Source organism: Terrabacter lapilli, from assembly GCF_039531305.1.
GTDB lineage: Bacteria > Actinomycetota > Actinomycetes > Actinomycetales > Dermatophilaceae > Terrabacter > Terrabacter lapilli.
Genome location: NZ_BAAAPU010000011.1, coordinates 93,947 through 114,968 on the forward strand (window position 1 = coordinate 93,947; position 21,022 = coordinate 114,968).

Consider the following 21,022-nt stretch of genomic DNA (forward strand, 5'->3'; position numbering starts at 1 on the left):
GTGCTGGCGTCCTACCGACCTCTCTTCGAGGTGCCGGGGGCGCGCGTGTTCATCGCGGGGGGAATGATCGCGCGCACCGCAGGCTCGATGTTCGCCGTCTCGGTGGTCGCCATGGTCGCCGCCCGCACCGGCTCGTACGCCCTGGCCGGCGCAGTCGTGGCCGTCGGCATGGTGTCGCTGGCGCTGTGTGCGCCGTTCCTCGGCCGGCTCGTCGACCGCTACGGCCAGCGCCGCGTCGCGATCCCGTTCTTCCTGTGGTCCGGCTTCTGGGTCGTCATGACCCTGCTCGTCTCGTGGCGAGGGTGGCCGTCCTGGCTGCTCTTCATCACCTTCCCGCTGTGCGGGGCGATCCCGAACCTCGGCACCATGGCCCGCGCCCGGTGGTCGCACATCTTCGCGACCGACCCCAAGAACCTGCACGCGGCGATGTCGTTCGAGCAGGTCATGGAGGAGGTCACCTTCGTCATCGGCCCCGTGCTCGCGATCTGGCTCTCGACGACGCTCTTCCCCGAGGCGGGGTTCCTCTTCGCGGCGCTCGCCTACACCGTCGGCGTGCTCGTCTTCATCTCGGCGCGGTCCACCGAGCCGCCTGTCGTGCCGCACCACGAGCGTCCCACCCAGCACGCCTACACCGTGCCGGGGCTCGTCCCGCTCGCCTTCATCATGGTCATGACCGGCGCCATCTTCGGCGTCAACGAGGTCGTCACCCTGGCTGTCTCCCAGGACTTCGGCGCCCCGAGCGCCGCCGGCGCCATCCTCGCGCTGTATGCCGTCGGGTCCGCCTCCGCGGGGCTCGTCTTCGGGCACGTCTCGCACGGGCGCAGCCTCGTCAAGCTGCTCGTCGCCGGCACGTTCGGCATGGCGGTGCTCGAGATGCCGGTGCTCCTCGCGCCCAACCTCTGGGCCCTCGCCGTGCTCATGCTCGTCGCCGGCATGGCGACCGCGCCGACCCTGATCACGACGATGAACCTCATCGAGCGCATCACGCCCAAGGCCCAGCTCAACGAGGGCATGACGATCGTGCTGACCGGGATCATCGTCGGTGTCGCGGCCGGCTCCGCCGTCTCCGGCGTCGTCGTCGACCACGTCGGTGCCCAGCACGGCTACTGGGTCGCCATCATCGCCGGGGGCTTCGCCTTCGTGATGGCCCTCGGCACCCGCGCCTTCCTCACCCGCCGCGAGCTCCACACCCTCCGCTGACCCCCCACCCCCTCAACCGTCGAGAGGCCACGTGTGGCCGCGCCGGCCACGTCGAGAGGCCACGTGTGGCCGCCCCTCACCGTCGAGAGGCCACGTCTGGCCGCGCCGGCCACGTCGAGAGGCCACGTCTGGCCGCGCCTCACCGTCGAGAGGCCACGTCTGGCCGCGCCGGCCACGTCGAGAGGCGACGCGGGGACCGCACCACACGGCATACGCCCGCGGTTCGAACCCTTGAGAGGCCCGGACCCTGCGGGTCCTGACACGTCGAAAGGCCACTTCTCGTGACGAGAAGTGGCCTTTCGACTGCTCTCACCGGGCCACATGTGGCCTCTCGACGGTGGAGCGGGGTGAAGCGGGGGTGGCGCGGGGCGTCAGTGGCCGGCGGCAACCGCCACGGTCTCGTCCTCCGGCGCGGTCGCCGCACCCGGCTTGGGGCCGAGGTCGACGTGCGGCAGGAAGAGCGAGGCGATGAAGGCCAGCACCAGCACGCCCGCCGCGACGAGGAAGACGACCGACATCGCGTCGGAGAACCCGACGAGGAAGGGCCGGGCCAGGCGCGGGTCGAGCTGGTTGATGAACGAGCTGTCCGACAGTGCCGAGCTGCCCGCCCCACCCGTGCCGCCTGCCTGCTGGGAGGCCTGCAGTGACTGGATGAATCCCTTGTTCGTGGCGGGGTCGCCGCCGCTCGGGTTGCGAACGGCTGCCTGGAAGGCCGGGGTCGGCGCGATGCTCTTGAAGGCCTCGCCGATCTTGGTGCCGGCCTGCGAGAACAGGATCGACAGGAAGACGGCCGTGCCCAGCGTGCCGCCGATCTGGCGGGTGAAGGTCGCCGACGAGGTGGCCACGCCGATGTCGCGCCGGTCGACGGCGTTCTGCACGGCGAGCGTCAGCGGCTGGAAGTTGAAGCCGAGGCCGATGCCGAAGAAGAACATGCCGATCATCGTCTTCCACAGCGGGGTGTCGGCCGTGACGTAGTGGAAGCCGAAGAGGGACAGCACGAGGATCGCGGAACCGATGATCGGGAAGTGCCGGTAGCGACCGGTGCGCGAGATCATCTGGCCCGAGAAGACCGAGCCCGCCATGATGCCGAGGGTCATCGGCAGCAGCTGGAGGCCCGCCTCCGTCGGGGTCGAGCCCTTGACGATCTGCAGGTAGAGCGGGAGGGCCGCGAGGCCACCGAACATGCCCATGCCGATGAAGACCGAGCTCACCGAGGCGGCCGCGATGGTGCGGTTGGTGAACAGGCGCAGCGGGATCAGCGCCTCCTCGCCCATCGCGCGCTCGACGGCGAAGAACGCCACGAGACCGGCGAGGCCGACGGTGTAGCAGAAGATCGAGCGGCCCGAGTCCCAGCCCCAGATGCGGCCCTGCTCGGCCACGATGAGCAGCGGGACGAGGGCGACCGAGAGGCTGAGCGCGCCCCAGTAGTCGACGCGGTGGTCGCGACGGGTGTGGCGCAGGTGCAGCGTGCGGGTGACGACGATCAGGGCCGCGATGGCGATCGGCACGTTGACGAGGAAGACCCAGCGCCAGCCGGTGACACCGAGGAGGGTCGACTGGCCGGCGAAGAAGCCGCCGATGACCGGGCCGAGCACGCTCGAGGTGCCGAAGACGGCGAGGAAGTAGCCCTGGTACTTGGCGCGCTCACGCGGCGGGACGATGTCGCCGATGATCGCCAGGGCCAGCGAGAAGAGACCGCCGGCGCCGATGCCCTGCACCGCGCGGAACGCCGCGAGGGAGGGGATGGACCAGGCGAGCGTGCAGAGCATCGAGCCGATCGTGAAGATCGAGATCGCGAAGATGAACAGCTTCTTGCGGCCGTAGATGTCGCCGAGCTTGCCGTAGAGCGGCGTCGCGATGGTGCTGGTGATCAGGTAGGCCGTCGTGACCCACGCCTGCCCGGCGAGGTCGTTGAGGTCGTCGGCGATGACGCGCATGGCGCTCGCGACGATGGTCTGGTCGAGCGCGGCGAGGAACATCCCCAGCATCAGACCGATGAGGATGGTGATGATCTCCCGGTGCGAGAGCGCCGGCGCGCCCGCCCGGGCGTCGGCTTGCGACGGTTCGGCGGTGGTGTCGGACATGTCAGTCCTCTTTCTGCTTCTGGACCTTGGTGGCGGAATAGGGCATGGGAGGCGTCGTTGCACCCCGGGCCCGGAGGTTGGCGTCGAGCGCGTCGCCGAGCTCACGCAGGCGGGTGACGAACTCCGTGGTGGCGGGCCCGTCCCAGTGGCGGAGCAGCCCCTGGAACCAGGTGGCGCGGCCGTCCTGGATGCGGCCGAGCACCTCGTGGCCGGTGTCGGTGAGCGACACGACCCAGGCACGACCGTCGTTGGGGTCGGCGCTCTTCTCCAGCAGGCCGCTCGTGACGAGCGCGCTGACCTGGCGGCTCACCGTGGAGACGTCGTTGTGCAGCGTCGCCGCGAGCTCGGAGATGCGTACGGTCCCCGCACCGGCGACGACGAACAGCACGGGGTATGCCGTGACGTCGACGCCGTCCTCGAGCCGAGGAGCGCTGTGCTTGGCGGCGACCAGCAGCTTCTGGACGCGCAGCAGCCCGAGGAAGACCTCGTTCGCCTCGTCCTTGCTGACTCCCACGCGCATGCTCCTGTCGGTGTGGTGGTTCTCGGCGAGTTATTTGTTTGCAGCATGCAAGTATTCGGTCCGCCGTGGACGTCTGTCAACTCGTATGTATAACCTTTGTCAAAGGTGTTGTGCAGTCCCCGCCGGCCCGTATGGTTCTCCGTGCTCGCACCATCGGGGAGGTGCGAGGATTGCCGACGTGCCTGACCCGTCCAACAGAGCGCGGAGCCAGGGAGCCAGATCTGCAGGAGTGCCATGACGAGCGACGGTCCGGTCGACCCGACGATCAACGACGCCTTCCGACGGATGTCGGCGCTGATCTATGCCGGTGCCGACTCGGGCTCGATCCACCAGTCGCTCGTCGACTGTGCTGCGCACCTGGTCGAGGGTTGCAACCGCGCCTCGCTGCTCCTGCGCACCCGCGACCGGTTCGTCACGGCCGCGAGCACCGACGAGATCGCCCGCCGCATCGACCAGATCGAGCTCGAGGTCGGAGAGGGGCCCTGTGTCGACGCGATCGTGTCGGAGGCCTACCAGCACGACGCCGACCTCACCACCGCGAGCACGCCCTGGCCCCGCTTCACCCAGCGCATCCTCGCCGAGACGCCAGTCCGGTCGGCCATCGGCTACCGCCTGCTGCTCGAGGGCGACAAGGTCGGCGCCCTCAACCTCTTCTCCGACACCCCTGGCGGGCTGACGTCCAAGTCGGCCGACACCGGTGCGGTGATCGCCTCGTTCGCGTCGGTCGCGCTCATGGCGATCCGCGCCCGCGAGGAGGCGGCCACCCTGCGTCACGGCCTGCAGAGCAACCGCGAGATCGGCAAGGCGGTCGGCCTGCTCATGGCGGCGCACCACATCTCCGGCGAGGAGGCCTTCGAGCTGCTGCGGAGCACCTCCCAGGAGCTCAACATGAAGCTGGCCAAGCTCGCCTCGCAGATCATCGAGGGGCAGGAGTCGCAGTTCGGCCATGCCGAGGGCACCGCGCCGACGAGCATCTCGGCGGGCGGCGCCGGCTCGGCCGGCTAGGTACCTGTGGCGCTCGGGCTGCTCCGCCGTCGGCCGCTCAGCTCGGAGCCATCCCGTCCGTGGAGAGCTGACCGCGGAGCTCGTCGAGCGTCCGGCGCAGCAGCCGGCTGACCTGCATGGCGCTCAGGCCCATCTCCTCGGCGATCTCGGCCTGGGTCAGGTCGCCGGTGAAGCGCAGCTCGACCAGGCGCCGGTCCCGAGGTGAGAGCCGGTCCAGGGCGGTGCGCACGACGATGCCGTCGTCGAGCCCCGGGTCTGACCCCGTCTCTCCGCGCGCGTCGAGCAGGTCGAGCACGGGCCGCGCGCCGTCCGCGGTGGTGGCGTCGAGCGAGGCGGGCCGCAGGTTGCTCGCCGCCACCTGGGCCTCCTTGACGGAGGCCAGGCTGAGGTGGAGCTCCTCGGCGAGCTCGCCGGCGTCCGGGTCGTGCCCCAGCCGCTGCTCGAGGGTCGACCGGGTGTCGGTGACGAGCTGGCGGCGCTCCTGCAGGTCGCGTGGAGGCCGCACGAGCCAGCCGTGGTCGCGGAAGTGGCGGCGCAGCTCACCGGTGATGGTGGGGGTGGCGTAGGCGCCGAACTCGGTCGGCTTGGAGAGGTCGAAACGCTGGATCGCCTTGAGCAGGGCCAGGAAGGCCACCTGCTCGAGGTCCTCACGGTCGAGGCCCTTGCCCGAGTAGCGGTGGGCCAGGGCACGGGCCAAGGGCATGTGCAACAGCGTCACGGTCTCGAGAGCAGTCGCGCGGGCGGAGCTGGAATCCGTGGTGCGCACCAGCTCGATGAGCGCTCTGGTGCGCGCATCCTTGCGCGGACCCGTGGATGGGTCGGTCATGTCTACTCCGATGATTCGGATCTTGCCGAAGCGGCACTGGCTTGACCGACTTCTCATGACGCTAGGCCGTCAGCCCCCAATACACAAGGTGGACGCGTGGATCAAGCATTTCGGGGCGAATGGTGTACGCGTGTGCGTGGGCGCCGGCGCGAGGAGCTCAGTGCGTGACGACGACGAGGGCGTCGAGGAGCTTGCGGGCGATCGCCTCGTCGCCCGTGACGGTGTAGTGGATCTGGTCGGTCGGGCGGCGGCCGGCTGCCCGGCGCGTCAGGGCGTCGGTCGTGAGCTGGATGGAGGTGACGTCGAGCTGCTCCTCGCCCTCCGGTCGGTCCTGCCCGCTGAAGAGGGCCTCGCCGTGCGGCCGGCCGTCCTCACCGATGCAGATGCGCGCGCCACCGCGAGCCGCGACGGGCCCTGTGACGTCGAGGACGACCGCGTGCCCGGTGCCGATGTCGGCGACGCGGGCGGCGATGCGGGGGAGGGCGGCCAGGATGTCGGCGGTGAAGACGGCGGCGCTGGCCGAGTCGAGGTTGCCGGGACGGTCGAGGGCGGCGCGGATGTCCTGCTCGTGCACCCAGGCATCGACGATCCGGCGGTGGAGGTGCTCGCCGAAGGTCGTGTCGGGGCCGAAGAAGCCGCCGATGACCGTGTCGACGTCTGCCTCGGAGGCCCGCAGCTGGGCCATCCGGCCGGGGTGGAACTCGGCGAGCTCGGCCACGACGTCACGGCCGGTGACGCCCCGGCGGGCCTCGACGTCCACCTCGACGAACCGGGCGAAGTCGTTGCGCAGGTGCGGGTAGTCCGGCACCGTGAGCTGCGGCCGGGGCAGGCCCGAGAAGGACTTCTCGGCGCCGACGATGTGGGCGATCTGGTCCTTGACCGTCCAGCCGGGGCACTCGGTCGCAACGTCGAAGTCATCGTCCCGGCAGGAGTAGCCGAGATCGATGATCGACCGGACGGTGGCGTCGAACGCGTCGATCAGTCCGTTGCGGTCGTCTGGGGCGGCCGGGTGCATGGGCATGTCATCACACTACTTACCCTTGAGGCATGCCAACCCTGCAGCGAGAGGACCTCGTCGGTCCGCGAGGGGGGGACCCTGCCGTCGGCTCGTGGCGTGCCGTGCTGGCCGTGGCCGGGGTCGTGGTCACGGCCCTGATCGCGAGCGTCGTCGCCGCGCGCTTCACCGGAGCCGCGGACCCGCTCCCGGCCGGGTTCAGCGACGCCGGGCCGGTCGTGCGCTGGACGCTGCCGCTCGTCCGGGCCGTCCACGACGTGGCAGCCTCGCTGACCGTCGGCTCGCTCCTGCTCGCAGCCACGATGGTGCCCGGCCGCACCCCCGCCGAGAGCGCCGCCCTCGACGAGCCGCGCCGCGGCGCCGCCCTGCGGGTCGCGACCGCGGCCGCGTTCGTGTGGGCCGTCGCCGGAGCCGTGGGGGTCGTCTTCACCTTCGCCGACGCCGCCGGCATGCCGCTGAGCGCCCCCGGCTTCGGCACCCAGCTGACCGGGTCGCTGTGGTCCATCGAGCCGCTGCGCATCGGGCTCATCAGCACGGTCGTGGCCTTCGTCGTCGCCTCGGTCGCCGCCGTCGCCCGCGGACGGCTGGTGGCCTTCTGGCTCACGGCGCTGTCGGCATTCGGCCTCCTCGTGCTCGGTCTCGCCGGCCACGCCGGTGGGTCTGCCGACCACGAGACGGCCGTCAACGCGCTCGCGGTGCACCTGCTGGCCGCGGCCGTCTGGGTGGGCGGCCTGCTCTCGCTCGTCGTCCTGCGACGCCGGCTCGGCGATGCCCTCGGGGTCGTCGCCCGTCGCTTCTCGAGCGTCGCGCTGTGGTGCTTCGTCGCACTGGGCATCTCGGGTGTCATGACCGCCTCGACCCGGCTCGGCTCGTGGTCGGACCTCACGACTCCCTACGGCGTGCTCGTGCTCGTCAAGACGCTGGCCCTGGTCCTGCTCGGCGTCGCCGGTGCCTGGCACCGCCGGTTCACGCTCGACCGCATCGACGACCTGGACCGCGCCAGTGACGCCCCAGCGAGCCGTGCCGACGCCCCCGGCAGCCGTGCCGGCGAGCGCAGCATCACGGACGCAGCCGCCGCCTCGCGCCCCGGCGGGTCCACCCGCGGACGCCTCTTCGTGCGCCTCGCGATCGCCGAGACCCTGGTCATGGGCGTCGCCTTCGGCGTGGCCACCGCCCTGGCGCGCAGCCAGCCGCCGGTCCCCGAGGCCGAGCCCGACCCCACGGCCGCGATGTCGCTCACCGGCTTCCCGGTGCCGCCCGCCCCGACCGCGCTCTCGTGGCTCACGGCCTGGCGGGTCGAGTGGCTCTTCCTCGCGACGGGAGTGCTCGCCGTCGGCCTCTACCTCGCCGGCGTCGTGCGGCTGCACCGCCGCGGCGACCGGTGGCCGGTCCTGCGCACCCTCAGCTGGGTCGTCGGGTGGCTGCTCTTCGTCTACGCCACCAACGGCGTGCTCGGCATCTACGGCCGGGTCGCCTTCTCCTGGCACATGACGCTGCACATGCTCGAGGCCATGGTGCTGCCCATCTTCCTGGTCCTGGGCGCACCGGTCACCCTGGCGCTGCGCGCCCTCCGGCCGCGGCGCGACGGCACGCTCGGACCGCGCGAGCTGCTCCTGACCGCGGTCCACTCGAAGTTCCTCGCGGTCCTCGGCAACCCTGTCGTCGCAGCCGTCCTCTTCTTCACCAGCCTCGTGGCCTTCTACTGGACGGGCCTGTTCCAACTGGCGCTCGAGACGCACACGGGCCACCTGCTCATGACGGCGCACTTCGTGCTCACCGGCTACCTCTTCGTGTGGAGTCTGGTCGGCATCGACCCGGGCCCGAAGAAGTGGAGCCCGCCGCTGCGCCTGGTCGTGCTCTTCGCGACGATCTCCTTCCACGCGTTCTTCGGCATCGCGATGGTGACCGGCGAGGCGCTCCTGGCCGGTGACTTCTTCCGCGCGGTCGCCATCCCGTGGGTCCCCGACCTGCTCGCCGACCAGCGCTACGGCGGCGGCGTCGCGTGGGCCATCGGCGAGCTGCCGAGCCTCGTCCTCGCGCTGACGGTCGCCATCCAGTGGTTCAGCCGCGACCAGGCCGAGTCGGTGCGCCAGGACCGCCGGGCCGACCGGGACGGCGATGCCGAGCTGACCGCCTACAACGAGCGCCTCGCCGCCCTCGCGAAGCGCGACGCCGGCCCGTCCCGCTGACGCGGCGGTACGCGTACTGACGTAGCGGTACGCGTACGCCTCCTGCGCGCCACGGCGCCCGGGCCGTCCGGCACCCTCTACTACGTCGCGTAGTATGAGTGGTGAGGAGGCCAGATGCCGCAGCGACCAGCCGACCCCAGGTGCCCGATCCGGTTGGGCGAGCCGTGCACCCTGTGCGTGCCGGGGGCGACGGGCCCCCACGACTGCGGCCTCGTCTACCTCGTGAGGAGCGACCCCGACCTGCGCGACGAGCTCGCGGAGCGGCGCCGTGAGCGGCACGCCGCCCGCACCGGCTGAAGCCCGAGGCCGACTCACTCCCGCCGCGCAGGTCGTGTGAGAGTTGGCCCATGAAGGTTGCCCTCATCCAGCTGGCCTACGGCGACGGGGAGTCCGTCGCGGACCGCACGGCGCGCGTCGCCGACCTCGTGCGCGCGCAGGCCGGCCACGACCTCGTCGTGCTGCCCGAGCTGTGGCCCGCCGGCGGGTTCGACTACACCGCCTGGGCCGAGCGGGCAGAGCCCGTCGACGGGCCGGTGGCGCAGGCGCTGGCCGCGGCCGCGAAGGACGCCCGGGTCACCCTGCACGGCGGGTCGATCATCGAGCGCGGTGACCCGGTCAGCGCTGAGGACCGCGGGCTGTGGAACACCAGCCTGGTCTTCTCTCCCGACGGCGAGCTCGTCGCGACCTACCGCAAGATCCACCGCTTCGGCTTCGGCGAGGGGGAGCCGAGCCTGCTCGACGCCGGGGAGCACCTCGTCGTCGTGGACGTGCCCGTCGCCGACGGCGGGAGCGTCCCGGTGGGCCTCTCGACCTGCTACGACCTGCGCTTCCCCGAGCTCTACCGGCGCCTGCTCGATCGCGGCGCCGAGGTCTTCGCGATCCCGGCGGCCTGGCCGCGCAAGCGGGTCGCCCACTGGACGCTGCTCGGGCAGGCCCGCGCGGTCGAGGACCAGTGCGTCGTTCTGCAGTGCAACACCGCGGGCACCCACGCCGGCCACGAGATGGGTGGACACTCGCAGGTCGTCGACGCCACCGGGAAGGTTCTGGCCGCCGCGGGCCTTGACGAAGAGGTGCTGAGCATCGACATCGACACCGCCGCGACGCCGCAGTGGCGCCGCACCTTCCCCGTGCTGCCCGACCGGAGGCTGTCGTGAGCGCCGACGCGTCCCTGCGCTCTCGGGTCAGGGTCCGGGCTCCCGAGCTCGTCGGCCGCGGGTGGCTCAACACCGGCGGCCGCTCCCTGTCGCTCGCCGAGCTCCGCGGCCGCGTGACCGTCCTCGACTTCTGGACCTTCTGCTGCGTCAACTGCCTCCACGTCCTCGACGAGCTGCGCCCGGTGGAGGCACAGTTCCCCGACGCGCTCACGATCATCGGGGTGCACTCGCCGAAGTTCGAGCACGAGGCCGACGCCGACGCCCTCGCCGCCGCCGTCGAGCGGTATGCCGTGCACCACCCGGTGCTCGACGACCCGGAGCTCGTGACGTGGAAGGCGTATGCCGCCCGCGCCTGGCCGACCCTCGTCGTCATCGACCCGGAGGGCTACGTCGTCGCCTCGATGTCGGGCGAGGGCCACGGCCCGGGTCTGGCCGCCCTCGTGGCCGAGCTCATCGAGGAGCACCGCGCGAAGGGCACGCTCCAGCCGGGCGACGACCCCTACGTCGCGCCCGCAGCGCCCGACACGGCACTGCGCTTCCCGGGCAAGGCCGTCGCCCTGCCCGACGGGTCGTTCGTCGTCAGCGACACCGCCAACCACCAGGTCGTCCACCTCGAGGACGACCTCGAGACCGAGCGTGCCCGCTGGGGCGGGGCCGACGTCCTCAACGAGCCGCAGGGGGTGCTGCCGGTGGGCCCCGAGCTCGCCGAGCGGCTCGGTGTCGACCTGCTCGTGGCCGACTCGGTCAACCACCAGCTCAAGGGAATCCGCTTCTCGGACGGGTCGGTCCACGTCCTGGCCGGGACCGGGGCACAGCTGCGCGAGCGCACCGGCGGTGGGCCGGCCCTCGAGCAGCCGCTGTCGACGCCGTGGGACCTCGCGTGGCTCGGCGACCGGGTCATCGTCGCCATGGCAGGCACCCACCAGCTCTGGGCCTGGACCCCCGGCGACACCGTCGCGGAAGGCCGGGTGGAGGTCGTGGCCGGCACGTCCAACGAAGGCCTCGTCGACGGACGAGGGCTCGAGGCGTGGTTCGCCCAGCCGTCGGGCCTGACCACCTCGGCCTCCGGCGACCGCGTCTGGGTGGCGGACTCCGAGACCTCGGCGCTGCGCTCCGTGACGGCTGCCCCCGAGGGCACGCTGGCCGTCGAGACCCACGTCGGCACCGGCCTCTTCGACTTCGGCCACCGCGACGGCGACGCCGCCGAGGCCCTGCTCCAGCACCCCCTCGGCGTGACCGAGCTGCCCGACGGCACGGTGGCGGTCAGCGACACCTACAACGGGGCGCTGCGCCGCTTCGACCCGTCCACGGGCCAGGTCTCCACCCTCGCCCAGGGACTGGCCGAGCCCAGTGACGCCGTCGTCGAGACCGACGTGCAGACCGGTGAGGTCCGTCTCGTCGTGGTCGAGTCCGCGGCCCACCGTCTGACCCGGGTGGCGCTGCCCAGCGACGCGCAGCGCGTCGACGGGCCTGCCCACCGCACCCAGCGCCCGGCCACGCCGTTGCCCGCCGGGGAGGTGTCGCTCGAGGTGACCTTCGTGCCGCCGCCCGGACAGAAGCTCGACCACCGTTGGGGCGACCCGACGCGGCTCGACGTGTCGGCAACCCCGGACGCGCTGCTCGTGTCGGGTGCCGGCCGCGCCGAGGGGCTGACCCGGACGCTCGTGCTGCGCGACGACATCGGCTCCGGCACCCTGCACATCTCGGTGCAGGCCGCCGCCTGCGACGGCGACCCGGTCACGGGGGAGGTGCCGGAGCACGCGGCGTGCCACCTCTTCCAGCAGGACTGGGGCATCCCGGTCGTCCTCGACCCAGCCGCCGATGCCACACTGACCCTTGACCTGCGCGGGGTCCACGCCGGGGACTGATCCGAGCCGATCCCGTCGATCTCGAGCGGACAAGGTGACAGACGTGGCGCGACAGGCATCCGGCGGACGATCCCTCCTCTCAGCGCTCTGCGGGCTGCTCGCCGTGCTCTTGCTCCCGGTCGCGCTCGTGGGCTTCTGGGCCTCGGTGATGCTCACCCGCACCGACGTCTTCGTCGACGAGCTGAAGCCGGTGGTCTCCAAGCCACAGGTGCAGCAGGCGCTCGCCGACGGCATCGTGGGCGGGGTCCTCTCGGCGGTGCAGCTGCAGCCCGCCATCGAGAAGGCCCTCGAGGTGCCGATCCGCGCCGAGGCCGCGAAGCTCGTCGCCAGCCCCGCCGTGGCCACCGCCTGGACCTCGGCCGTGCGGGCCGTGCACACCCAGTTCATCGCCGTCATGCAGGGCCGCGGCAGCACCGAGCTCGACGACCAGGGCCGGGTGGCCATGCGCGTCGCCATCCCCGTCCCGGCGCTCACGTCCATCCTGGAGCAGGCAGGGGTGCCCAACGCCGCGGCGATCGCGCCCGTGGTGACGATCCCCCTCGTCAAGGCCAGCGACCTGCAGACCGCGCAACAGGCATACCGGATCGCCGGCGCGTGGGGGCCGTGGGCGCCGCTCGTGGTCGCCGTGCTCGCGCTGCTCTCGATCGCCCTGGCGCGCCGCTGGCGGATGGCCACGACGCTGGTGGCGCTCGGCTGGGTCGCCACGTCGCTGCTGCTCGCCCTCGTCATCATGGTCGCGCGGGAGCCGCTCGTGCGCCGTGCCGGTGCCGAGGTGGCCCGCACGGTCGCCGACGCTGCCTACGGGCTGGCGGCGCGCAACCTCTACTACGAGATCGCGATCGCCCTCGGGGTGGCTGTCGTCATGCTCCTCGTGTCGGCGCTCAGCCTCGCCTTCGGTCGCCGCCGCCGCTGAGCAGGCAGCCGGAGTCGCAGCGGAGCGCACTGCGGGTATGTGCTCCGCAGGCATGCGACGGTGCATGCCCTCACCAAGGAGGCCTCATGGGTATCGGACTCGGGATCTTTCTGCTCGTCGTCGGTGCCATCTTCTTCTTCACCAACATCGACTCCAGCGTGCTCAACATGAGCAGCAGCACCGGCAACACGATCGGCGTCATCCTCATGATCGCGGGCGCCCTGGCGATCATCCTGGCGCTCGTCATGAACGCCCAGCGCACCCGCACTCAGCACACGCACGTCGTCGAGCGCCGTGGGGCACCGGACGTCGTCGAGGAGGACGTGGTGGAGCGCCGCGTCAACCGCCGCGACGACATCGTCTGACGCAGGGGTCGCCGCCGCCCCGTCCCGGCGCGAGCGGCAGGCCCACGGACGGCGGCCTGAGCAGGAGAACTCATCTGCTCCGGTCGCCGTTCGTGCTTCCATCGAGGTGTGAGCCAGACCCGACCGGCCTCGGTGCCGCCGGCGGCACCCCGCACGGCGTCCGCGATCGAGGCCGCGACCCCGGCCGACCGGGACCGCTGGGTCGACACGCTCCGCGTCGGCTCGCTCCTCGTCGTCATCCTCGGGCACTGGCTCATGGTGGCCATCACTGCTGACGGTCGCATCACCAACGCACTGGCCGTGGTCCCCGCCCTCCAACCGCTGACCTGGTTCCTGCAGGTCATGCCGCTCTTCTTCCTCGTGGGCGGCGTCGCGCACGCGCACAGGCTGGAGTCGCTCGAGCGGCGCCCGCCGGCCGCGCGAGGGCGGTATGCCGCGTTCTTCCGCAGGCGCGCCGCCCGCCTCCTGCGCCCGACGCTCGCCTTCCTGGCCGTCTGGGTCGTCCTCGGCGTGGTCGCCGACCTCTCCGGACTCACCTTTCGCCCGGGTGACGCCGGGCGACTGGCCCGCGACGCGCTCGTCATGGTTCCGCAGCTGCTGTGGTTCGTCGGCATCTACCTGGGAGCCTGCGCCTTCGCGCCCCTGATGCGCCGACTGCACCTGCGCTGGGGACTCGGCGTCGCCGCCGTCCTGGTGGCGTTCGCGGTCACCGTCGACGTCGTGCGCTTCGGCGGCGGGCCTGAGCTCGTCGGCAACCTCAACTTCGCCCTCGTGTGGCTCGCCCTGCACCAGCTCGGGTTCGCCTGGCACGACGGGTTGCTCACGACCCGCAGGGGCTGGGTGATGGTGGTCGCCGGCTTCGGTGCCATGGTCCTCGCCGTCACCGTCGGCCCCTACCCGACGTCGATGGTCGGGCTGCCCGGGGAGGCGGTCTCCAACATGGCTCCGCCGACCGCCGCACTGCTCGCCCAGGGCATCGGCATCTGCGGCCTCGCCGTGGTGCTCCGCCCGGTGATGGCGCGGGTGCTGTCCCGGCCACGGGTGTGGCGTGTGGTGGTCGTCGCCGGACCGTTCGCCATGACGGCCTTCCTCTGGCACCTGACGGCGCTCATGACGGTGCTCCTCGCCGTGCGCGGTCTGGGGATCACGCAACCCGCCATCGCCTCGTGGGCCTGGTGGGCGACCCGACCGGTCCTCTTCGCGGTCCTGGCCGCCGTGACCGCCGTCCTGGTCATGGCCTTCGTGCGCTTCGACCGCGCACCGCGTGCGGAAGCCGGGCCGGGCGACGAGCACCGCCGGTGGGTCGACCCGGTGGCAGCGGTCTCCGCCGGGGTGCTGTTCTTCGGCATCCTCATCGTCTCGATCGTCGGGGTCGACATCCTCGGCAACCGCCCCGTCTTCTTCCTCGTCGGCGAGGTGACGCCGATCGTCGGTTTCGCGGTCCTCGCCGCCGGGCTGCTCCTCCTCCGCGTCACGCGCCCCCGCGGCTCGCGCATCGACTGAGTCCCGCCGCACTCGAGTGAGGTCGCGGTCCCACCGGGAACTGCGCCAGGGCGCGGTTGCAGGCACAGTCCGGTCCCGTGCGCGGCAGCAACTGCACCAGGGCGCGGTGGGGCGTCCGCCCGGCCCTGGACCCGGCTGAAACTCGATGGCATCGCAGGCGGGACCGCGCCTACCGTCGAGACATGGAGGTCAGACGCATCGACGTGCGCGACGACGAGGAGTGCGCCCGCGCGTACGACGTCATCGTCGCCAGCAAGGGGCACGAGCGCCCGTGGGTCGAACCGCCCTCTCTGGCGGAGACGCTCGTCGAGTGGCGGCACGTCGACGAGGCGGAGCCCATGGAGATGTGGGGCGCGTACGACGGGCTGGACCTGGTCGGCGTGGCCACCCTCTGGCTGCCGATGACCGACAACACCACCATGACGTGGGCCGACGTCGAGGTGGCACCGGACCGGCGTCGGCGTGGCGCGGGTGGCGCCCTCGTGGACCGCCTCGTCGAGCGAGCGCGCGAGGAGGGACGCGTCACGCTGCTCGTCGAGTTCCACGTGCCGCCGGACTCGGAGAGCCATGGCTACCGGCGCTTCGCCGAACGGCACGGCTTCACGCTGGGCAGCACCGAGATCGTGCGCCACCTGGAGCTGCCCGTGGACGAGTCCCTGCTCGCCCGTCTCGCCGAGCAGGCCCGTCCACGCTGGGAGGATGCCTACCGCCTCGAGACCCACGTCGACGGTGTGCCCGACCACCTGGTCGAGTCGCTGTGCCAGGTGATGAACCAGCTGGCTGTCGACGCGCCGACGGGCGAGATCGAGTTCGAGGAGGAGTCGCTGACGCCCGCCCGCTACCACGAGCACCTCGACGTCGCGAAGGCGCAGGCACGCGTACGCCTGACCACCGTCGCCGTCCAGCAGGACAGTGGACGCGTGGCCGCCTACACCGACCTCGTGCTGCCGTCGGGCGCGCCCGGAATCGCCTGGCAGTGGGGGACGCTCGTTCAGCGGGAGCACCGCGGACACCGGCTCGGGATGGCGCTCAAGGTCGAGAACCTGCGGCGACTCCAGCGCGACCATCCGGAGCGCCGCCGCGTCGTGACGGGCAACTCCGACACCAACTCGTGGATGGTGTCGATCAACGAGGAGCTGGGCTTCCACGTGGTCGAGCTCTGCGCCGCCTACCAGCGGCGCCTGTGAAGGCCCACTGCGACGACGCTCGGCCGTCAGCAGCGTCCGACCTCAGTCGACCCAGCCGCGGCGCACGGCCGTCACGCCGGCCTCGAAGCGGCTCTCCGCGTGGAGCGCCACCAACGACGCTGACACGAGACGTCGGACGGTCCTCACCGAGACCTGCAGGCGGCGTGCGATCGCCTCGTCCTTCTGGCCCTGGGCCAGCAGCGCAACCACCTGCCTGACGCGGGCGCCGGTGATGTCGTCCGACGTGCCCCCGGCCTCCTGGGCGAGCAGGGGTACTGACGTGCGCCACACGGCGTCGAACAACGCGGCGACGGGAGCGACGAGGTCGGGGCCCTTCAACACCAGTGCTCCACAGGACCCGGCCCGAGGCACGATGGCCAGGGTGTCCTCCACGAGGACGAGACGCTGGGGAGGCGCCACGTGGGATCGGACCTGCACTCCCCGAGCAGCCTGCTCCGTGAGGTGCTCGAACCAGTGCCGGGACTCGAGGGACGTCTCCGACACGATGGCGCGCAGCGTCACGCCACGGCTCAACAGCTCCTCGTCGAGCCTGGCGGAAGGTCCGATCGCCGCGGAGGGGACAGCCTCCCCGGGGAGCATGAAGGAGACCCTGCGCGACCCCGACCGAGCGAGCTGGAAGAGCCTCGACGTGACGACGCCCGGGTCGTCGATCTCCTCGACGAGACCACCGGAGTCGCACCGGGTCCGACTGGCGACGAACGCGTCGACCAGCTCCGCGAGGTCCGCCCGAGCCTGCAGCACGCTGCGTCGACGTTCGGACAGCCTCGCCTCCTCCGCCGTAAGCAGGGCCTCGAGGGCCTGCTCCGGAGGGATGGCGAGGAGCTTCCGGCCCTCGGACCGCATCTCGACCAGCATGAGGCCGGCCAGCAGGTCCAGCTCCCGGCCGACATGCTCCGGCTCGAGGCCCACCAGGCCAGCGAGCTGCTCCGCATCCGCATCGGGGCTGTCGAGCATCGCCCGGTAGACCTGTTCCGTCGACGCTGCGACACCAAACACCTCGAGCATCCGGATCCCTCCCCTGAACGAGTCCGTATGCCGCAGAGGCTAGCGACAGTTCTCGGACATGTCAGACATTCCGGCCATCACGTCCAGCGGACCTGACCGAAAGCGGCCACGTCCGCTTCGTGCCCGAGTCGGTCCGTGCGGTGCCTCCGGACACGCACCACGCTCGACCCGGCGGGGGGCCCACCCGTCCACGAACCCCTCACCAGGAGCAAGGATGACCTCTTCACGTCGTTCCACCCCCGTCGTCGCGCCGACCATGACGCCACGTCGTTCGCCTGCCACTCGACCGGCCGAGCGGGCCTCGACCACCCTGCAGTGGGCATGGCCCGACCTGGTCCTGTGGTGGCCCTTTGCGCGGTTGCAGCCCCGAGCCGTGGCGTCCCTCTGACGGACGGGCAGCGAGCTCTGGTGGGCCTCGGGCGGCCCGAGGCCGGAAGAGGACATGACCAGAGGCGGTCAGGCGCATGTCTTGATGCCGCCGAACCGTCCCTCATACGTTCGCCGTGCGTCGCCAGCCGGCTGACGTCATCGCGATTGCTCGCCCGCGAACAGGGAATTGGCGCCAATGACAAGGGGATTCACATGGTGAGAGTCAAGCGGCTCGGAATGGTCGTGGGCGGGGCTGCTGCGGCCGCCGCGATGCTCGTCGGCACCGGCGGGTCGGCGCAGGCTGCGTCGGCCGACAACTACTGGAACGTGCCCTACGGCCAGCTGTACGTGTCGGCCTACGAGTGCAACACCTACCTCACGTCGTGCAGCTGGTACACGAAGGTGCAGCTGCGCAACAACGGGGGACGCATCATGGACAGGATCACGAACACCACGAAGATCTACGCCAACGGCCTCTCGGCGACGGTGACGATCTCCAAGGACCAGGCCAGCGCCACCATCTCCGGGAACCAGACGAGCATCGGCCAGGTCCGCTGGACGAAGTACGTCTCGAACCTCGTGGAGCTCAGTGGTGAGGCCCGCCCGTCGTGGACGGCCGTCGGCATCACGACGGAGGCCTGTCTCACCGGCGACGGCCCCGCTGGCTACGGCTCGGTCAGCGCCAAGTGCGCCAAGATCGGGCTTTGGTGATCCGAGGCTTCTCGCGAGCAGCCTTCCGGGCATCGCTGGTGCCTGTGGTGCTTGCCGCCTCCGCCGCCTGCACACTGCAGGTCGTCGGGGGCGGCAAGCCCTCCGCCCTGGTGCAGTACGTCGGGGTGAACGGCCTGCTCGCCGACCCCGCCGCTACCGAGCACCGCCCGTCGCTGGGGGTGACCCTCGACCGGCTCTGGGCGGCCAAGCTCGTGGGGGTGCCGACGACGCACCTGCCGTCGACGTCGATGGTGCAGGGGCTTCTCGACGAGGCGGACCCGGTGGAGCGCTCGAGCCTGCAGGTGCGCTGGTCGGAGTACCGCCGCAACGGCAGCGGTGCCCGGCAGGCGGTGGAGGAGCTCAGCAGGTCCTGCGCGACCGCGACGTCGTCACAGACCTGCCCCTCGACCATCGCCTCGGTCGGGGCGTTCCTCCGGGTGACCCGGTCACCGGAGCTGCGGTCCTTCCAGCAGGCCTTTCCCGCCGTCAGGTCACCGGCCTGTCCGCCGGGTCGTTCGACGGTCGTCGACCTGTTCGAGACCGTCGTGTGCGGGAAGGCGGTCCAGGGCGAGCAGCTCGAGGCCGTTCTCGCGGGGCGCGGCGACGACCCGCTCGACAGCGGGGAGCTGTGGGCGTCTGCCGCGGTGGCCAGCGCTTCGGGCGCACCGGTGGAGAGGCTTCGGAAAGAGGCCGAGGACGCCCTCGGCAGGAGTCAGGTGCAGGGCGTGTACTTCGACGAGGTGCCTGCGCAGGGCACCCTCCTGACGACCTGGGCCCTGCTCCACCTGGCTCGCGCGGACCGGGCGGGCCTCGACATCGGCCGGGTGACGACGGCCATCCGGCGGGAGGACACGGGCGGCGCGCCGGACCGGGTGATGCTCGCGCGTGCCGGGCTGGCGTTGCTCCAGGCCGACCACACACCGGCCCGCGCCGGCCGTCTCCGGCTGGAGGACCCGGAAGGTCCCTACAACCCCTTCATCGCGCTGGCTGCGCGGGACGCCGGCGACCTCCCACTCGTGGCAATCGCGTTCAGCGAGAGCAGCGCCCGGCGCACGCCGACCACGCTCGCGTCCTGGGCGATCACCCAACGCATCGTCACCGGCCGGCCGGTCGCGCTCACCGCCGCCGACACCGACCGGATCACCGCGTTGGGGAAGGGGGCCCCGGACGACTCCCCGGTGCGCCTGCTGGCCGCCACCGCGCTCGCCGCGGGCGGTGCGCCCGGCACGCCGCCGGACATGCCCTCCGGTTGTGGAGGCGCAGGGTGGCTGGTATCAACGCGAGGCACGTGTGACATCCGCACGTCCCTGCTCCTCGACCTGTACCGCGAGTTCACCACCAGACAAGGAACGTGATGACTGCAACAGCTGCCGTCTCCCTGCGCGGCGTCAGCGCCGCGCACGGTGCCACCCAGGGGCGACCCATCGACCTGGACGTGGATCCCGGGGCTCGTGTCTGGATCAGTGGTCCGTCCGGCGTGGGCAAGACCTCGCTGCTCTACGTCATCGGCGCCCTGACCCGTGCGGTCCGTGGCACGGTGACGATCGGCGGCTCGACCGTCGGGAGCGCGCGCGACGCCGACGTGGTCCGCCGACACCACGTGGGGTTCGTCCTGCAGGACGCCCAGCTCGTCGAGCACTGGTCGGTCCGCCGCAACCTGGCGACGATGGCCGGGGAGGACCGATACCCGGCCGCCGCCGAGCGCCTGAGCTCCTGGGGCGTCGACGTCGAGGGCCGGCAGCCTCGTTCGCTGTCGGGGGGTGAGCGGCAGCGCGTCGTCACGGCCGGCGCCCTGGCGAAGGGGGCCGCTGTCATCGTCGCCGACGAGCCGACGTCGAGTCTCGACGAGTCAGCGCGCGACTCCGTGATCGCGGCCTTTCTCGAGGCGTCGCGTGCAGGCGCCGCCGTGGTCGTCTCGAGTCACGACTCGGCCTGGGCCGGCTGGGCCACCCAGCACGTCCGGCTCGGAGGCCCCGATGCCTGAGCAGACCGTGGGCAACGCGTGGGCGAACGTCGTCGGACGGCGCGTGGCGTCGCTGACGACCGTCGTCATCGTCTCCAGCCTCATGGCGGCGCTGGTCGCGCTCCTCATCCCCCTGCACGACGTACGGGGCAACCTGCGTGCCCAGTACGACGACCCGACCTGGCGGTCGACCTTCCTCGTCGAGGGCGTGGCCGGGGCGTCCGAGCCGATGGGTCCCACCGAGATCGCTGCGCTGGCAAAGGTGCCCGGCGTCACGTCCGTGACGCCGGTTGAGACGGTGGAGGGGCCGGCCGGCGAGGACGTCGTGCAGCTGCGCACCTACGTGCCGGCGCTCGACGTTCCGATCGTCGAAGGCCGCGAGCCCCGGTCGGGCGCCTGTGAAGCGGTGGTCACCCGGGACGTGGTCGGCGCTCGCCTCAACGCTCCCGTGAAGGTCGGCCTGGAAGGGGGCGGCCAAGCCGTGGCCGCCTCGCTGGAACCAGTCGTGGTCGGGGTGATCGACCGCAGCTACCCACTGGTGAACGGCGCGACGATGCTGACCACCTGCGGGCTACCGCACCAGGACGCGGCCAGCCAGCTCGTGGTCACGACGCGGTCGGGACAGCTGCCGGAGACCTATGTCGCGCAGTCGCTCTCCTCGGCGGCCGCCCAGGCCATGGAGGCCTCGCAGAGCACCGGCATCCTGGGACTCATCGCGCTGCTGATCGCGGTGGTGGCGCTCTTCGTCGTCGCGTCCGTCGCCCGCTGGAGCGTCCGCTCGCGACTGGGCGAGTTCGTGACCCTGCGGGTGTGGGGCCGCTCGCGGCGCACCGTGGTCGCCATGGTCGGCATCGAGCAGTCGATCCTGGCCGTCATCGCGGCGCCGATCGGGGTGGGGCTCGGCACGGTGCTCGCCTGGCTGCTGGTGCGTGCGGGGGGACCGTCGAGCCTCGTCGACCCCGCGGCCGGCATCGCGCTGGCGGCTCCGTCGGCCTGGACCGTGGCCATCGCCTGCGGCGGTTTCCTCCTGGCCCTCGTCGTGCTGACCGCCCTGCCGGTCGTCCGGGTCCTCAACCCGGACGTCGCCGCCCTGCTGCGACGTCGCGGCGAGTGACGCAGACACC

The 21,022-nt window shown here is 71.8% G+C and carries 19 protein-coding genes; 14 read left to right on the top strand and 5 right to left on the bottom strand.

Annotation, left to right across the window (positions count from 1 at the left end; all coding sequences use genetic code 11):
- On the top strand, window positions 1–1,200 hold the full coding sequence (locus ABD241_RS17985) for an MFS transporter (RefSeq protein WP_344065944.1): 1,200 nt from the start codon (window positions 1–3) through the stop codon (window positions 1,198–1,200).
- Between the two features lie 371 nt (window positions 1,201–1,571).
- On the opposite strand, the gene ABD241_RS17990 is transcribed toward ABD241_RS17985, so the two are convergent.
- Window positions 1,572–3,284, bottom strand: coding sequence for an MDR family MFS transporter (locus ABD241_RS17990; protein WP_344065946.1), 1,713 nt, complete (start codon window positions 3,282–3,284; stop codon window positions 1,572–1,574).
- A 1-nt stretch (window position 3,285) separates the two neighbouring features.
- Window positions 3,286–3,798 (bottom strand): MarR family winged helix-turn-helix transcriptional regulator, encoded by a 513-nt coding sequence (locus tag ABD241_RS17995; RefSeq protein ID WP_344065949.1) that lies wholly within the window; start codon window positions 3,796–3,798, stop codon window positions 3,286–3,288.
- A 240-nt stretch (window positions 3,799–4,038) separates the two neighbouring features.
- Between ABD241_RS17995 and ABD241_RS18000 the strand changes: the two genes are divergently transcribed.
- Window positions 4,039–4,809 (top strand): ANTAR domain-containing protein, encoded by a 771-nt coding sequence (locus tag ABD241_RS18000; protein WP_344065952.1) that lies wholly within the window; start codon window positions 4,039–4,041, stop codon window positions 4,807–4,809.
- A gap of 37 nt (window positions 4,810–4,846) precedes the next feature.
- Here the strand turns inward: ABD241_RS18000 and ABD241_RS18005 are convergent, their stop codons facing one another.
- Window positions 4,847–5,635 (bottom strand): sigma-70 family RNA polymerase sigma factor, encoded by a 789-nt coding sequence (locus tag ABD241_RS18005; protein WP_344065955.1) that lies wholly within the window; start codon window positions 5,633–5,635, stop codon window positions 4,847–4,849.
- Between the two features lie 157 nt (window positions 5,636–5,792).
- On the bottom strand, window positions 5,793–6,656 hold the full coding sequence (locus tag ABD241_RS18010; protein ID WP_344065958.1) for a maleylpyruvate isomerase family mycothiol-dependent enzyme: 864 nt from the start codon (window positions 6,654–6,656) through the stop codon (window positions 5,793–5,795).
- A 26-nt stretch (window positions 6,657–6,682) separates the two neighbouring features.
- On the opposite strand from ABD241_RS18010, the gene ABD241_RS18015 reads away from it, so the two are divergent.
- The 8 genes from ABD241_RS18015 to ABD241_RS18050 all read left to right on the top strand — a co-directional run bounded on the left by ABD241_RS18015 (window position 6,683) and on the right by ABD241_RS18050 (window position 15,829).
- Complete coding sequence (locus ABD241_RS18015) at window positions 6,683–8,839, top strand: bifunctional copper resistance protein CopD/cytochrome c oxidase assembly protein (RefSeq protein ID WP_344065961.1); 2,157 nt, start codon at window positions 6,683–6,685, stop codon at window positions 8,837–8,839.
- Window positions 8,840–8,953: 114 nt separating this feature from the next.
- Window positions 8,954–9,136 carry a DUF6767 domain-containing protein gene (locus ABD241_RS18020; RefSeq protein WP_344065964.1) on the top strand — a complete coding sequence of 61 codons (183 nt, stop codon included), beginning with the start codon at window positions 8,954–8,956 and terminating at the stop codon, window positions 9,134–9,136.
- 50 nt (window positions 9,137–9,186) lie between these two features.
- The gene (locus tag ABD241_RS18025; protein ID WP_344065967.1) at window positions 9,187–9,993 is read left to right on the top strand and encodes a carbon-nitrogen family hydrolase; all 807 of its coding nucleotides are present in this window, start codon (window positions 9,187–9,189) and stop codon (window positions 9,991–9,993) included.
- Window positions 9,990–11,861: an NHL domain-containing thioredoxin family protein gene (locus ABD241_RS18030; RefSeq protein WP_344065969.1), complete on the top strand. Its 1,872-nt coding sequence runs from the start codon at window positions 9,990–9,992 to the stop codon at window positions 11,859–11,861. The genes ABD241_RS18025 and ABD241_RS18030 overlap by 4 nt, the downstream gene beginning before the upstream one ends.
- 43 nt (window positions 11,862–11,904) lie before the next feature.
- Window positions 11,905–12,774 carry a hypothetical protein gene (locus ABD241_RS18035; protein ID WP_344065972.1) on the top strand — a complete coding sequence of 290 codons (870 nt, stop codon included), beginning with the start codon at window positions 11,905–11,907 and terminating at the stop codon, window positions 12,772–12,774.
- A gap of 86 nt (window positions 12,775–12,860) precedes the next feature.
- Window positions 12,861–13,139, top strand: coding sequence for a DUF6458 family protein (locus tag ABD241_RS18040; protein ID WP_142181959.1), 279 nt, complete (start codon window positions 12,861–12,863; stop codon window positions 13,137–13,139).
- Between the two features lie 108 nt (window positions 13,140–13,247).
- Entirely contained in the window at window positions 13,248–14,642 is a 1,395-nt protein-coding gene (locus ABD241_RS18045) for an acyltransferase family protein (RefSeq protein WP_344065976.1), read from the top strand.
- Window positions 14,643–14,824: 182 nt separating this feature from the next.
- Window positions 14,825–15,829 (top strand): GNAT family N-acetyltransferase, encoded by a 1,005-nt coding sequence (locus tag ABD241_RS18050; protein WP_344065978.1) that lies wholly within the window; start codon window positions 14,825–14,827, stop codon window positions 15,827–15,829.
- Between the two features lie 42 nt (window positions 15,830–15,871).
- Here ABD241_RS18050 and ABD241_RS18055 read toward each other — a convergent pair whose 3' ends face one another.
- Window positions 15,872–16,855 carry a helix-turn-helix transcriptional regulator gene (locus ABD241_RS18055; RefSeq protein WP_344065981.1) on the bottom strand — a complete coding sequence of 328 codons (984 nt, stop codon included), beginning with the start codon at window positions 16,853–16,855 and terminating at the stop codon, window positions 15,872–15,874.
- Window positions 16,856–17,437: 582 nt separating this feature from the next.
- Here ABD241_RS18055 and ABD241_RS18060 point away from each other — a divergent pair.
- The 4 genes from ABD241_RS18060 to ABD241_RS18075 are packed head-to-tail and all read left to right on the top strand — an operon-like array spanning window position 17,438 to window position 21,012.
- Window positions 17,438–17,935: a hypothetical protein gene (locus tag ABD241_RS18060; protein ID WP_344065984.1), complete on the top strand. Its 498-nt coding sequence runs from the start codon at window positions 17,438–17,440 to the stop codon at window positions 17,933–17,935.
- A 38-nt stretch (window positions 17,936–17,973) separates the two neighbouring features.
- Entirely contained in the window at window positions 17,974–19,290 is a 1,317-nt protein-coding gene (locus tag ABD241_RS18065; RefSeq protein ID WP_344065987.1) for a hypothetical protein, read from the top strand.
- Complete coding sequence (locus ABD241_RS18070) at window positions 19,290–19,919, top strand: ATP-binding cassette domain-containing protein (RefSeq protein WP_344065990.1); 630 nt, start codon at window positions 19,290–19,292, stop codon at window positions 19,917–19,919. The genes ABD241_RS18065 and ABD241_RS18070 overlap by 1 nt, the downstream gene beginning before the upstream one ends.
- Window positions 19,912–21,012, top strand: a complete 1,101-nt coding sequence (locus tag ABD241_RS18075; RefSeq protein WP_344065993.1) for an ABC transporter permease — start codon at window positions 19,912–19,914, stop codon at window positions 21,010–21,012. Before ABD241_RS18070 ends, ABD241_RS18075 begins: the two co-directional genes overlap by 8 nt.
- Window positions 21,013–21,022 lie beyond the last annotated feature (10 nt).